This window comes from Aliivibrio sifiae, assembly GCF_002954715.1.
Taxonomy (GTDB): Bacteria; Pseudomonadota; Gammaproteobacteria; order Enterobacterales; family Vibrionaceae; genus Aliivibrio; species Aliivibrio sifiae.
In genome coordinates this window covers 310,957-324,003 of sequence record NZ_MSCP01000002.1, presented here as the reverse complement: position 1 = coordinate 324,003, position 13,047 = coordinate 310,957, and the positions used below count along the sequence as shown (strand labels likewise).

Here is a 13,047-nt window from a genome sequence, read left to right as displayed (position 1 = left end):
TCAAGATGAACTTTTCTTTAAATGATTACTTAGAAGAACTACGCCCTCTTATCGATGTAGATTGCGGTACATACACACTTGATGGCATCGAATTTATTGCTAACCAAATGTCTGCAAAATACGAAGCAATGAATGGTTGGTCAGTAAAACGCGTTGATTGTGGCAAAGCTGGTGTTGGCCTTGAAGTTCGTAACAAGCCAGATGCTGAACACATTGATGTAATGATGATTGGTCACATGGACACGGTTTTCCCTGTAGGCACTGCGGCAGAACGCCCAATGTCTATGGATGCTGAAAAAGCGTATGGTCCAGGTGTTTCTGATATGAAATCTGGCCTATTAAACGTGGTATATGCACTGCGTAACTTAGACCAAGCGGTATTAGATAAGCTATCAATTTGCGTGTGTATGAATCCAGATGAAGAAACGGGATCATTAGATTCTGTTGATTGGATCCAAGAGACAGCAAAAAATGCGAAAAACGTACTAGTAGCAGAAGCGGCTCGTGCAAATGGTGGCTTAGTTAAAGCACGCAAAGGCATGGCTAACTACAAAGTAACCTTCAGTGGCAAAGCGGCTCATGCCGGTAATGAACCAGAGAATGGCCGCAGTGCAATTACTGAAATGGCTAACTGGATCTTAGCAGCTAACGCGATGACTAACTTTGAATCAGGCACTACGCTAAACGTAGGTGTAGTTTCTGGTGGTGCTGGCGCTAACATCGTTCCTGATTCAGCAACCGCTATCATTGATGTTCGTTTCTGGGATAACTCAGAATACGACCAAGTTGATACTGCATTAAATGGTATGACTCACACACCGTTTGTTGATGGCGTCTCTATCAAGGTGGAACGTGAAGCATACAAACCATCAATGGTTCCATCAGTACAAACTGAAGCACTAATGGCGATGGTAGAGGAATCAGCACAAGAACTTGAAATCAGTATTAACTGGCAAGAAGTGGGTGGCGGTTCTGATGCAAACAATACTGCAATTCTAGGTGTACCAACACTTGACGGTTTAGGTCCAATCGGTGCTGGCTTCCACAGTGCAGATGAGTACTTATTGCTTGAGTCAATCGAACCACGTATTAAGTTATTGATGCGTGTACTGACAAAATTAGCTAAGTAAACCCTTTACTTATTCATGATTAAAAATAAAACAGCGAGCCTAAGTGCTCGCTGTTTTTTTTATATGGATTATTTAATAATATTAATACGCCACCGTCTTCATATACTGCTTTGGCGTCATGCCAAATTGCTGATGAAAGCGCTGACTAAAACGACTTTCAGATTGATAGCCACACTGTAGTGCCAACTCTAATTGGGTTTGGCGCTTCTCTTGCATTAACGAAAGTGCATGACCCATTCTAACGTTTGATAATACCGTTCTAAAATTGGTTCCATCACGCTGCAAGCGACGTATAAGTGTCGCTCTGCTCATTGAAAAATCATGGCATACTTCTTCAAGTTGATAAGGTTCAGCAGGATCTCTTGAGAAATAAGCACTTAATTGATTTTGGAAAGAGGCATGAGATCCAGAAAATAGGACATGTAATACACCTAACTCTACTAATTGTTGGTAGAAAGCCATTAAATGCAGTTTTTGTACCTCTTCACTCAGCGAGTGCGTACTCATTTCAAGTAGCATAGAAAAACCATAAGCTAACGCCGACGAGATTTTTAATGCATGAACATGCTCACGATTAACCTCTCGATGCATACTCTCTTCTAGCATTTCTTTTGGTGGTGCTGATAAAAAAGAAAGCTGCACAGAATAAAAGTGTTCATAAGAGACTTTATTGACGAAATTCAATTCTTGATTAGCAGAGGTTAATAGCCACGATCGTGCATCAATATCAAATGAATCTGTTCCTTGAAATACGGTTTTACAGCCCGATTTAACCCAAATAATACTCGGAGCATAAATATGAACGTTACGTAAATGCTGATCATTCAACCCTGAATAGGTTTGTACTTTAAATAACGTATTACTCATATCATGCTCCTCGTTTATTTATCATTCTTAGCCTTTTATAAACCCGACTAACGAACATAAGTGGCAGTTAACACCGCTTTATCTAGTGCCATACTATTTAATGTATAGCCGACTACCGCAGGTGAGATATCTGCCGGTAAATCAATTTTCTCTTGTGGTAACGCCCACACTGTATATTGGTATCTGTGCATCCCATCGCCAGCAGGAGGACACGCACCGCCGTAGCTCATTGTGCCAAAGTCATTCTTAGTTTGTAGCACATCTTTCATTGGTGAGCCTTGAACAACACTGCTTACATTCGCTGGAATATTAAGCGCTAACCAATGCCACCAACCACTGCCTGTTGGTGCATCTGGATCAAATACAGTAATTGCAAAACTTTTTGTTCCTTCTGGCGCATCTTTCCAGCTTAGTTGTGGAGAGATGTTGTCACCTGTGCAGCCCATGCCAGAGAAGGTAAATTCACTTTTCATCAATTGACCTTCGTGAATATCATTACTTGAGACTTCAAAAGCTTGGCTAGAGAAAGAGGCTAAAGTAAGTAACGCTAACACTGTCTTTTTCATAATAATTTCCTTTACTTTAAATAAGGTGGTTAAGTAAGTTAAGGAACATTATTAAAGATCACTCAATGAAAAAATTACCAATAAGTATCATTATAAGACAATAAAAAGTAATTAGTGATACTTTTGGCGAAATTAAAAGATAAATACAATTGATAAGTCATTTGAATTAGCATAATTAAAACAAAAGTAAGTTCTAATCATGCGTCTCATTAGCTAATGAGCTAACAAGTATTACAGATGCTCAATAGATAACTTTAAAATTACTGTATTAAAGACGCCTCACAAGTTTAATTATTACAAGTGATGTACATCTAACTATTCATTTTTTTAACTATCAACAACATCGAATAGGCGTATTGTGATTATTCAGATATCCGTTTATATATTATTTTCTAGAGGTAATTATGAGTTTATTTTATGTTGATAAAAACGAACAAGATAATGGCGATCATGAAATCCACACCGCAACATGCACTCACAGTCCTGGCATTACAAAATGTGAACCTCTTGGCTACCACACAGCATGTAGCACGGCGTTAAATGCAGCTAAAGAAATATACCCACAATCAAATGGCTGCTATTACTGTTCGTATTCAAGTTACACTTCTGAAGATAAATAATTCAAATAAAAAAGCCATTTAGCGATAAACTAAATGGCTTTTGAGCGCATATACTTAGGAGCAATATGCTTTAGGGGATAAACATATATTAAGCCACAATTCCCCCCTAAAAAAGTGAACACTTCACCCAATATCATTTCCCCTTTATACTGGTTCAATAATGATTGATTAAGAACGAGTGATGTATGAAAACCAGCGATATTCTGCTTGGAAAACTCAATACTGAATTTAAAACTGTATCAGCAATGATTGAGATCTATTGTAAGAAAAACCACCACACCCACTCCTTGTGTCCAGAATGCCAAACCTTGATGGATTATGCTGAAATTCGTTTAGATCGCTGCCCATACGGTGAAAACAAGCCAACCTGTAACACCTGCCCTATTCATTGCTATAAGCCTGAACCAAAAGAGCAGATGCGTCTTGTGATGCGTTTTTCTGGCCCTAGAATGCTATTAAAGCATCCTATTTTAGCCATTCGCCATTTGCTCTCTGAAAAACGAACAGTTAACCCTAAGCCATCTCCTCATTGTTCTAACCGTCATATCCGTCTGCAAAAAAGAGAAAAATAATGAATTGGACTTTGGATCAACTCAACGCCTTTGTTACGTCAGTAAAGTGTGGGTCATTCTCAGCCGCTGCGCGTAAAATGGGGAAGGCACAATCTCGAATTAGTACCGCAATTGCAAATTTAGAAGCCGACCTTGGCTTTGATTTATTTGATCGAAGCGCACGTCTACCTGTATTAACTCAAGACGGTGAAGACATGTTTATTGAAGCTCAAGCAATCTTAGAACAATGTGAACGCCTACAAGCTCGTGCAGATACAGCTGCGACAGGTAACGAGATAGCGTTAACCGTCGCTTTGGATGAAGCAGTTCCTATTGATGTATTTGAAGATTTCTTCCAAAAAATATCGATTACTTTTCCTTTATTAAAGTTGACGATTATTAATGGGTCTCAAGCAGATATTGCAAAGTGGGTAGAAGAAAAAAAAGCGGATCTTGGCTTCTTATTTTGCGTGAATACCTTATCAGATTCGTTAGAGTACCGCGCCCTTGGCTTTTTCAATCAGGCATTGGTTGTCTCACCAGAACATCCCCTTGCTGAACATAAAACACCTACACTCATACAGTTAAACCAACACCGCCAATTAGTTATTCGAGATAGAGTTGGTCACTCACATGAGAAAGCCATTTCAGCCAATCATTGGTACATCGACAGTTATTATTACATCACCGCATTAGTGATCCGTAATGTGGGTTGGGCTCTCGTTCCTGAGCACGTACTAGAATCGGAATGGTATCAAAACAAAACCATTCGATTGTCGACTCACCATATTCCAGATGCCTTGCAGATTGAAATTGGAGTGGTAAAACGTCGTGATAGTGGTATGGGTAATGCCATGGAATGGATGTTAGACGAAATTGAACATACTTTTGAAAAGCTATAGAGACAGTTACCAATGAAAACAAAACTAACCGATTATTTACTCAAGAATGATAGTATTGATTTATATGGTCTTTTTCACCGATTTCAATCTATTTCTATTTATGACCTGATCAATGAATTACATTCTTTAAAAGAAGAATTACAACTCACTACCAAACTGAGCTCTCTTACTTCTCAGATTGATGGTTTATTGCCAAAACTAAATGAAATTTCAGATCCCACACAACAAGTTGCATTCCTGTGTAAAGAAATTGACATTGCTCAACGAGGACACAGTATGAGCCGCTATATTCATTTGGTTGACTCCCATCAAACCTTTGTACCAGAAGTAGATGTGGTTTTATTTGGAGATTCCATCACCGAGTGGGGCCCATGGCAAGATGTGTTTACCGATATCCTTCACGTAAATCGAGGCATTGCTGGTGATACTACTTTTGGCATGTTACGTCGAATTGATACAACGATGGCAGTTAAACCAAAACTGATTTCTATCATGGCGGGGGTCAACGATTTAGCTCAAGGGTTCTCGGTAGATTCGGTATTTGAAAACTACACAAAAATGCTCTCTTACTGGCAAGAGAGTCGCTGCTTTATATTGGTTCAGAGCACTTTGTATTGTGGCAATAAATTGGTCCATTTAAACCCTAAAGTAACGGAATTAAATCAGCGATTAGAAGTCTACTGTCAGCAACATCAACTGACTTATTTAGACGTAAATGCGATATTAAGCCCTAATGGGGTGTTATCAAATCAATACACTTGCGATGATCTACACCTTAATGCACTCGCGTATTCAAAATGGATAATCGTACTTAAACCACAAATTGAAAAACTACTAACGTTATCTCGTTCATAACGAATAACTGACACAATCAAAAAAGCGGAGATAACACTAATAGTCATCTCCGCCTTATCTATTTTTAACACCAACGAGGGTAAATTTAAGATCGTTGGGCTTTTAAATGTTCAAGCACGTTAATCATTGATGGTTTAATATGATGACCAAGGGCAATAACTTCAACACTCGGTTCAACAAGATCAGGAATCTGATATGTAATCATGTTTGCTGCCACTGCCGCACGAGTACCATTATTAGAGTCTTCAAACGCGAGACAGACTTCAGGTGCAATTCCCAAACGTTCGGCTGCTAAGAAGTAAATTTCAGGATGCGGTTTACCATGCTCAACTTCACAACCTGTTGCTAACACATCAAAATAACCATCAAGACCTGCTAATTCTAATTTCTTAATTGCGATATCATGTTGTGTTGATGTTGCTACCGCCATTGGGATTTGATTTGCTTTTAGCCACTCTAGCAACTCAATCACACCTTCTTTAACTGGGATTGCTTGGTGCTTAACGACAGCTGTGTAACGCACTCGCCACTCTTGATTTAATGCAGGGTAATCAACACTTGGCCCGTAGCCTTCACGAAAAAGTTGCTCAATACGTTTCGCATTACAACCAATGATAGAAAGGTATAGCTCTTCAATAAATGGAACATTCTGAGCTTCACACGCTTGCTTAAAAATAGCCATACACACGCGTTCTGTGTCTAGAAGTAATCCATCCATATCGAAAATTGCAGCTTGAAATGTCATGAGAAACCTTATGTATTAATAACAAAAATAATAGAATGCTTTACGCATACACAGTATGCTCTTGAAACTTATTTGTAATACTAAGTGAAAACAACCACCAAAAAAAGTGAACACTTATCTTAATCTCATTTCCTCTTTCGGGTAATACTTCAAATAAGTAAGTTAAGTATAAAAAATAACTCGTAATGCCAATAAAATAAGTACAACACCAGAGAGACGATCAATCCATTTAGCTTGAGCTCTAAGCTTATCGACAATCTTAGGTGTTGATAATAAACAGCTAATAATGGTATACCACAGCCCATCTACAATAATAGGGGTAATAACTATGATTGCTTTATCTAATGGATCGTTACCGACAGCCACAAATTGACTAAACAGCGCTAAGAAAAATAACGCAATTTTAGGATTCAAAAGAGAAATTAGTAAGCCTTCTTTTGCCGACTCAATAATACTCACTTGTTTACCTGATTCTAACTTTGCAGCAATCCCACCTGTAGAACGTAACGCGCCATAGCCTAAATAAGCCAGATACGCCGCTCCCAAATAACTGATCGTTTTAAACAACATTGGAGATTGTTGTAATACCACTGCTAGACCAATCACAGTGACAAACGCGTAAATACCAATACCGATAGAGTGAGCCCATGCAGCGGCAATTCCGTTAATTCTACAACCAGATAACGTATGTTTTGCAACCGTTGCTAAACTTGGTCCCGGAGACATTGCTCCCAACATTGATACCAATAATAATGAAAACCAAATAGTTAATGTCATTTCTTCTTGAATTCCTCTTTACAACATTGTCTCATTCACAATAAAATCGCGCATTAGGTTAAAAAACGAGTTTATAATGAAAAGGTTACTCCCATTTTTGTTGCTAGGTGCTACTGCATCTGCACAAGCAACAGACACTTTACACCAAATCTATATTCAGCCAAGTTTTGCTAACCTGAAAATTGATGGTTCTCATGGCAGTGGGTTAATGACCCAAGTTGGTTATAACTATCATTTTGCACCAATGATTGCGATGGATTTAAGTTATTTCATGACAGCATCAATGAATGACATAGCAACTAATAATGATAAAGCATCTGCTACAGGTGCCACTATTGCAGCCAAAATGTATTTCCCTATGTCTTATTACGGCTCTTTTTATGGAAAATTTGGTTTAAATCGCACCAATGTTGAATATCAATATAAAGTTAATAACCAAACATTAAAACAAGATGCTGTGTCAACTAAGCCTTATGTTGCCGTCGGAACAGTAATGAAGTTATTTCCTTCCGTTACTTTCAACCTTGAATATCAGTATATGCCATTAGCTTCTGATGATTATATTTCATCTATTGGTGCTGGTGTAAATTTCATGTTCTAGAGCACTCTAGGAATATAAAAATGGGCACTTCCAATCACCTTGGAAGCGCCCATTTTGTTTAGATAATGAATAAGTTAAGCTGTTGCTACTTCTTTCTCATCCGCTTTGTTTTTCAAGAAAGCGTAAGTAAAACCAGTTACCGCAGTACCCGCTGCAATCGCTACCAAGTACATGAATACTGGCGTAATTGCGTTTGGAATAAGAAGTACGAACAGACCACCGTGTGGAGCTAGCAATTGAGCACCAAACAGCATAGATAAACCACCAGTCAATGCACCGCCCGCCATACAGCTTGGAATTACACGCATTGGATCTTTCGCTGCAAATGGTATCGCACCTTCAGAGATAAAGCATAGACCAAGAACAAATGACGCTTTACCTGCTTCACGCTCACCGGCTTCAAATTTATTCTTAGCAAGGAATGTCGCTAAACCCATACCTAACGCAGGAACCATACCTGCCGCCATGATAGCCGCCATTGGACCGTACGTCTGTGAAGCCAAAAGACCAACACCAAATGTGTATGCCGCTTTGTTTACTGGACCACCTAAGTCAAAACACATCATACAACCAAGAATAACGCCCAGTAGTACTGCATTAGTTGAACCCATGTTGTTTAAGAATTCAGTTAGTGCTGACATGATGCCAGATACTGGACCACCAACAACATAAATCATCACAAGACCGGTGAACAAACTCGCCACAAACGGAATGATTAGAATTGGTTTAAGTGCTTCCATTGACTGAGGAAGAGACACTTTATCAGCAATGAATTTTGCAGAATAACCCGCAATGAAACCCGCCGCGATACCACCAAGAAAACCCGCACCTGTTGAACTAGCCAACATACCACCGATTAGACCTGGCGCTAAACCAGGACGGTCAGCAATCGAGAACGCAATGAAACCAGCAAGAACAGGGATCATCAACGCAAATGCTGCACCACCACCAATGTCCATTAATGTTGCTGCGATCGTACCAGGCTCTTTAAACGCTTCGATACCAAAGACAAATGACAGTGCAATTAGCAAACCACCAGCGATAACAACAGGAAGCATATGTGATACCCCTGTCATAAGGTGTTTGTACATGCCTTTTTTCTCTTCGGTTTGAGAAGATTGCGCTTTACCTGATGATTGGAAAACCGTCGCATCAGAGAAGGCTTTATTCATCTCTTGTTCTGTTTTCTTCAGCGCTAAACCTGTGCTTGTTTTATACAGACGCTTACCATTAAAGCGATCAAGTGCGACTTCAATGTCAGCAGCAATGATAACTAAATCAGCTTCTGCAATTTCTTGGTCTGTTAATTGGTTTTTAGCACCAACAGAGCCACGAGTTTCTACTTTAATAATGTGGCCTTGACGTTTACCTTCTTCTTCTAGCGCTTCAGCTGCCATGAAAGTATGCGCGACCCCCGTTGGACATGCCGTAATCGCTACGATTTTCTTAGGCCCTGTTGCATCAGTCACTATTGCTGTTTCTGGTACAGTGACTTCAGATGCCGTTAGTTCTTTTGCATTGTTTACTGCATTTTCTAGCCAAACTTCAGAGTTAATTGCACATTCAGAAATTGAACCTTGATGTACTTTTTTGCCAACAAAGCGAGACGTATCAACAATCGAATTTGCAGCAATAACAATTGCATCCGCCGTATCAATTGCTTCTTGAGTTAAAACCTCAACGGGTAACACACTTGATTGACATTCAATCGATGCTTTCCAATTCAGTTTTGCTGCAGCTTGTTCTAATAAGCCTGCTGCGATAATGCTGTTTGCTACACCACTTGGGCATGCAGTAACGATAGCTATATTTTTCATAATCTGTCCTTAAACTAAGTCTAAACGCATTACTGCACGTTTGTAGAAATAGGGTTATGTAGGGTTACTTGTTTTTGTAATTCTTTTACGTCTTCGACATTTGGTACACCAACGCCAACCTGCGATACAGCTAAAGCAGATAAAGCGGTAGCAAAAGATAAGATTTGTGAACGATCCCAATCTTGCTGCATATGACCCCAGCAAAGACCAGCAACTAACGTATCACCCGCACCAACGGTACTTACTACATTCATTTTTGGTGGTTGCGAATACATCCATTCTGGTTGCGCTTGTTCTTTCTTTCCTAGCCACATTACGCCTTTTGAGCCTAATGACACCACGATATTTTCAATGCCTTTTTGTGCAAGATCTTGAGCCGCTTGTTGACACGCTTCTGGAGTATCTAACTCGCGACCCACAAATTCAGATAGCTCTTCATCGTTTGGTTTAATTAACCATGGATGAGCATCTAAACCTGCTGCTAACGCGGCACGACTACTATCAAATAAGACTTTTTTACCCATTTGATGCAGCTTTTCAATCCATTCAGCACACTGCTCAGGAGAGATACCTTTTGGCAGACTGCCTGCTAATACGAAGAATTCATGTGTTTTAGCTAATTCAAATAAACGAACTTCAAACTCAGCAATCGCTTGTTGTGATACTTCAACTCCAGGGAAGTTGATATCACTCACTCGACCGTCAGTTTCGACCAACTTCACATTAATACGAGTTGCACCATCAACACGAATAAACTCATCGTTGGCATTCATTTCTTCAAACAATTGGCAAAATAGCTCTTCATTATCACGGCCTAAAAAGCCAGTAACCGTAACTTTAGCACCTAAATCAGACAGTACTTTTGCAACATTAACGCCTTTACCTGCTGCATGAAGTGAGCCTTTACTTACTAAACTTACAGAGCCAACCGATAACGCATCTAAGCTGCCAGTTAAATCTAAAGCAGGATTCAACGTGATAGTAACCACTTTGCTTTTTGGATTAATGCTCATAAATCAACCCTCACCTAAACCAGAAGCGATCGCAGCACCAATACCGGCTAGTGCTTCTTTTGCATCTGAACCGTCTGCTGTAAATTGCAGTTCATGACCGTGTTTAACGCCCAATGCAATCACTTTCATCAAGCTCTTCGCATTCACTGATTTGCCATCACCATTTACATTTAGCACAGTGATTTTTGATTCGTATTTCTTCGCTTCTGCTACTAACATCGCTCCTGGACGAGCGTGTAAACCATGTGCATTTTTAATCTTAAAAGTTGCTGTATTATCTGCATCAACACTTACTGTTGTTTCTTCAGTAGAAGTAGAGAACATCGCTAGTAACTGCTCTGAAGTTGCAGATAAAATAGAGTCTTGTTGCTGCTCTGAAACCACTTTTGTAATCGTCGTTAAAAACGATTTATGAGAGGCATTACAAGAGGCGATTGCAATCAAACCTTTTACAGGTAAGCCATTAAACTCACAGCCATTCGCTGTTGTTACGATAGACATACCAGAGCGCTTAACGCCTTTGTCAGTACTTACCAACCATAAACCTTTACCTAAATGCGTAGGCTCTTTAGTCACTAACTCTGCAACAAATTGGTTTTCAGCATTACCGCTGTTTTTTAGTAAGCCACCAGCAACCGCACTCATTTGGATCATATCACTTGCTGGGAATAGCAATTGAATCAATGATGCATCGAAATCTGCTTCAAACTGCACGTCACCATTAAGTAATGCAATAATATCGGCTTCTGTTTTTGCTTGTTTTAGCTTCTCTTCTACACCATCGGCAGAAAGTACTTTAGTTAGTTGCTTTAGAATGCCTAAGTGCTCATCTGATTTAGCTGCAATACCAATAGCAACATAAGCCACATTACCATCACCCCAGTTAACGCCTTGAGGGAAGTGATGAACAGCAACACCTGTTTTGTTCACTAATTCACGGGTATCGGTTGTACCGTGAGGAATCGCAATACCATTGCCTAAAAACGTCGAGTTTTGTTGCTCACGATTTAGCATGCCGTCAACGTACTTATCTGCAACTAAGCCTTTCTCTGTTAGTTGTTTTGCAATCGCTTTAATCGCAATTGTTTTATCTACTGCCGCTTGTTGCAGCGTAATGTCATTTTTTGTCAATGTCAGCATGGGTCTTAGCCTCTCGCTCTGTATTTGTAATTTATGCTCTGCTGAATCACGATTTAAAGCTTGCTTAAATAAAGCTTAATCGATTCAGCAAAACAGTTAAAAAAAGTTCAGCAAATGCTTTCTACTCAAAAATCGTGTCATAAAAAGTAAAAATAACGCAGTTATCACGTTTTTCAAACTTGCTGAATCGTTTCAGCTTTTATACTGAAACGATTCATCATATAATTCAACTCATAAACTGATTGGATCTACATTTCTATGATCCGACCCACAGAATTTAAGGATCTTAACCATGACATTAGATGAAGTAGCCAAACTTGCTGGCGTTTCTAAAACCACTGCAAGCTATGTCATTAATGGTAAGGCACAGAAATATCGCATCAGCGAAAAGACCCAATTAAAAGTCATGGCTGTGGTTAATGAACATAATTATCGTCCAGATCATGCCGCTTCTGCATTGCGGGCTGGCAGTAGTCGTTCGTTTGGATTAATCATTCCTGATCTTGAAAACACCAGTTACGCCAAGCTGGCTAAACTTTTAGAGTACAATTCTCGTAAAGCAGGTTATCAGATTTTAATTGGCTGCTCTGATGATGATCCTGAAACAGAAAAAAACGTCGCACACGCATTAATTAGTCGTCGTATTGATGCCCTGTTCGTTGCAAGTTGCTTACCTGATGGCAGTGATTACTATTTAACGATTCAAGAAAAAGGCACACCAATTATCGCGATTGACCGTTCATTAGATGATGAGCACTTTGGCTGTGTTATTAGCGAAGATTTTGATGCGGCTTACGAGTTAACCAAGTCGGTAGTTAATGAGAACGTAAAATCAATAGGTTTAATTGGTGCTTTACCTGAACTGAATATATCTCGTCAGCGTCTGCTGGGATTTGAAGCTAAAGCCAAAGAAAAAGGGTTAGTAAGTATTACAGGTCATGGTGAGCACTTTAACAGCGAATCAGGAAAAGCGGTTTTTGAACAGTGGATAAAAGAAGACACTGTACCAGATGCAATCATCACGACGTCTTATATCCTACTTGAAGGTATTCTGGATGTACTGATTGAGAAGCCCGAATTAGTGGAAACCGTTAAATTTGGCACCTTTGGTGATAACCGCTTGTTAGACTTTTTACCTATTAAGATTAACTCTCTACCACAACAGTTTGAATTAATTGCAGATAGCGCATTAGCATTGGGGTTGAATGCATCAGCAAAGCGTTATCAAGCAGGGATTGAATTAATTCCTAGAAAGATTGTTATTCGTTGATCATTAGATTGGCTGTTGCGGCAGCCAGTTTTTCTCACTTACCAAATACCAACGGGAACACCATACTCATCGACATAAGCTTGAGATTCTTTTTTTAACTTAGGGAACACAAAATCATCAGCTACTTTATCTTCTACGGCTTGTACTTTAAATTGAAGTTCGTTATCAAAACATGTCCCATTCAAAAATACGG

At 39.4% G+C, this 13,047-nt stretch carries 14 protein-coding genes; 7 read left to right on the top strand and 7 right to left on the bottom strand.

The genetic code is table 11. The features are described from left to right. The first annotated feature begins 5 nt into the window (after positions 1–5). The gene (locus BTO23_RS12800; protein ID WP_060992118.1) at positions 6–1,130 is read left to right on the top strand and encodes a M20 family metallopeptidase; all 1,125 of its coding nucleotides are present in this window, start codon (positions 6–8) and stop codon (positions 1,128–1,130) included. Between the two features lie 81 nt (positions 1,131–1,211). On the opposite strand, the gene BTO23_RS12795 is transcribed toward BTO23_RS12800, so the two are convergent. Beyond that, entirely contained in the window at positions 1,212–1,997 is a 786-nt protein-coding gene (locus BTO23_RS12795) for a helix-turn-helix transcriptional regulator (protein ID WP_061012052.1), read from the bottom strand. Positions 1,998–2,044: 47 nt separating this feature from the next. Beyond that, the gene (locus tag BTO23_RS12790) at positions 2,045–2,563 is read right to left on the bottom strand and encodes a YbhB/YbcL family Raf kinase inhibitor-like protein (protein WP_060992116.1); all 519 of its coding nucleotides are present in this window, start codon (positions 2,561–2,563) and stop codon (positions 2,045–2,047) included. A 404-nt stretch (positions 2,564–2,967) separates the two neighbouring features. Here BTO23_RS12790 and BTO23_RS12785 point away from each other — a divergent pair, with 404 nt between their 5' ends. From BTO23_RS12785 to BTO23_RS12770, 4 genes are all read left to right on the top strand, one after another. Next, positions 2,968–3,183 (top strand): hypothetical protein, encoded by a 216-nt coding sequence (locus tag BTO23_RS12785; protein WP_060992115.1) that lies wholly within the window; start codon positions 2,968–2,970, stop codon positions 3,181–3,183. A gap of 185 nt (positions 3,184–3,368) precedes the next feature. Next, the gene (locus BTO23_RS12780; RefSeq protein WP_060992114.1) at positions 3,369–3,755 is read left to right on the top strand and encodes a nitrous oxide-stimulated promoter family protein; all 387 of its coding nucleotides are present in this window, start codon (positions 3,369–3,371) and stop codon (positions 3,753–3,755) included. After that, positions 3,755–4,636, top strand: coding sequence for a LysR family transcriptional regulator (locus BTO23_RS12775; RefSeq protein WP_060992113.1), 882 nt, complete (start codon positions 3,755–3,757; stop codon positions 4,634–4,636). The genes BTO23_RS12780 and BTO23_RS12775 overlap by 1 nt, the downstream gene beginning before the upstream one ends. Before the next feature lie 12 nt (positions 4,637–4,648). Further along, positions 4,649–5,491: an SGNH/GDSL hydrolase family protein gene (locus tag BTO23_RS12770; RefSeq protein ID WP_060992112.1), complete on the top strand. Its 843-nt coding sequence runs from the start codon at positions 4,649–4,651 to the stop codon at positions 5,489–5,491. A gap of 85 nt (positions 5,492–5,576) precedes the next feature. On the opposite strand, the gene BTO23_RS12765 is transcribed toward BTO23_RS12770, so the two are convergent. Further along, entirely contained in the window at positions 5,577–6,236 is a 660-nt protein-coding gene (locus BTO23_RS12765) for an HAD family hydrolase (RefSeq protein ID WP_060992111.1), read from the bottom strand. 162 nt (positions 6,237–6,398) lie between these two features. Further along, positions 6,399–7,013 carry a LysE family translocator gene (locus BTO23_RS12760; RefSeq protein ID WP_105063711.1) on the bottom strand — a complete coding sequence of 205 codons (615 nt, stop codon included), beginning with the start codon at positions 7,011–7,013 and terminating at the stop codon, positions 6,399–6,401. 76 nt (positions 7,014–7,089) lie between these two features. Here BTO23_RS12760 and BTO23_RS12755 point away from each other — a divergent pair, with 76 nt between their 5' ends. After that, entirely contained in the window at positions 7,090–7,614 is a 525-nt protein-coding gene (locus tag BTO23_RS12755; protein WP_061003578.1) for an outer membrane beta-barrel protein, read from the top strand. A gap of 74 nt (positions 7,615–7,688) precedes the next feature. Here the strand turns inward: BTO23_RS12755 and fruA are convergent, their stop codons facing one another. From fruA to fruB, 3 genes are read right to left on the bottom strand one after another with little or no spacing between them, the layout of a single operon-like run. Continuing rightward, positions 7,689–9,431 carry a PTS fructose transporter subunit IIBC gene (gene fruA, locus BTO23_RS12750; RefSeq protein ID WP_105063710.1) on the bottom strand — a complete coding sequence of 581 codons (1,743 nt, stop codon included), beginning with the start codon at positions 9,429–9,431 and terminating at the stop codon, positions 7,689–7,691. A gap of 29 nt (positions 9,432–9,460) precedes the next feature. Next, complete coding sequence (gene pfkB, locus BTO23_RS12745; protein ID WP_105063709.1) at positions 9,461–10,444, bottom strand: 1-phosphofructokinase; 984 nt, start codon at positions 10,442–10,444, stop codon at positions 9,461–9,463. Positions 10,445–10,447: 3 nt separating this feature from the next. Continuing rightward, the gene (fruB, locus tag BTO23_RS12740) at positions 10,448–11,584 is read right to left on the bottom strand and encodes a fused PTS fructose transporter subunit IIA/HPr protein (RefSeq protein ID WP_105063708.1); all 1,137 of its coding nucleotides are present in this window, start codon (positions 11,582–11,584) and stop codon (positions 10,448–10,450) included. A gap of 292 nt (positions 11,585–11,876) precedes the next feature. Here fruB and cra point away from each other — a divergent pair, with 292 nt between their 5' ends. Continuing rightward, positions 11,877–12,854, top strand: a complete 978-nt coding sequence (gene cra, locus BTO23_RS12730) for a catabolite repressor/activator (protein WP_105063707.1) — start codon at positions 11,877–11,879, stop codon at positions 12,852–12,854. The last annotated feature ends 193 nt before the right edge of the window (positions 12,855–13,047 follow it).

What these genes read in the sequence shown, in the direction of transcription:
- BTO23_RS12790 (WP_060992116.1), bottom strand. Translation starts at nt 2,563, where the DNA reads ATGAAAAAGACAGTGTTAGCGTTACTTACTTTAGCCTCTTTCTCTAGC.
- BTO23_RS12765 (WP_060992111.1), bottom strand. Translation starts at nt 6,236, where the DNA reads ATGACATTTCAAGCTGCAATTTTCGATATGGATGGATTACTTCTAGAC.
- BTO23_RS12760 (WP_105063711.1), bottom strand. Translation starts at nt 7,013, where the DNA reads ATGACATTAACTATTTGGTTTTCATTATTATTGGTATCAATGTTGGGA.
- cra (WP_105063707.1), top strand. Translation starts at nt 11,877, where the DNA reads ATGACATTAGATGAAGTAGCCAAACTTGCTGGCGTTTCTAAAACCACT.
- BTO23_RS12755 (WP_061003578.1), top strand. Translation starts at nt 7,090, where the DNA reads ATGAAAAGGTTACTCCCATTTTTGTTGCTAGGTGCTACTGCATCTGCA.
- BTO23_RS12795 (WP_061012052.1), bottom strand. Translation starts at nt 1,997, where the DNA reads ATGAGTAATACGTTATTTAAAGTACAAACCTATTCAGGGTTGAATGAT.
- fruA (WP_105063710.1), bottom strand. Translation starts at nt 9,431, where the DNA reads ATGAAAAATATAGCTATCGTTACTGCATGCCCAAGTGGTGTAGCAAAC.
- BTO23_RS12785 (WP_060992115.1), top strand. Translation starts at nt 2,968, where the DNA reads ATGAGTTTATTTTATGTTGATAAAAACGAACAAGATAATGGCGATCAT.
- BTO23_RS12800 (WP_060992118.1), top strand. Translation starts at nt 6, where the DNA reads ATGAACTTTTCTTTAAATGATTACTTAGAAGAACTACGCCCTCTTATC.
- pfkB (WP_105063709.1), bottom strand. Translation starts at nt 10,444, where the DNA reads ATGAGCATTAATCCAAAAAGCAAAGTGGTTACTATCACGTTGAATCCT.
- fruB (WP_105063708.1), bottom strand. Translation starts at nt 11,584, where the DNA reads ATGCTGACATTGACAAAAAATGACATTACGCTGCAACAAGCGGCAGTA.
- BTO23_RS12775 (WP_060992113.1), top strand. Translation starts at nt 3,755, where the DNA reads ATGAATTGGACTTTGGATCAACTCAACGCCTTTGTTACGTCAGTAAAG.
- BTO23_RS12770 (WP_060992112.1), top strand. Translation starts at nt 4,649, where the DNA reads ATGAAAACAAAACTAACCGATTATTTACTCAAGAATGATAGTATTGAT.
- BTO23_RS12780 (WP_060992114.1), top strand. Translation starts at nt 3,369, where the DNA reads ATGAAAACCAGCGATATTCTGCTTGGAAAACTCAATACTGAATTTAAA.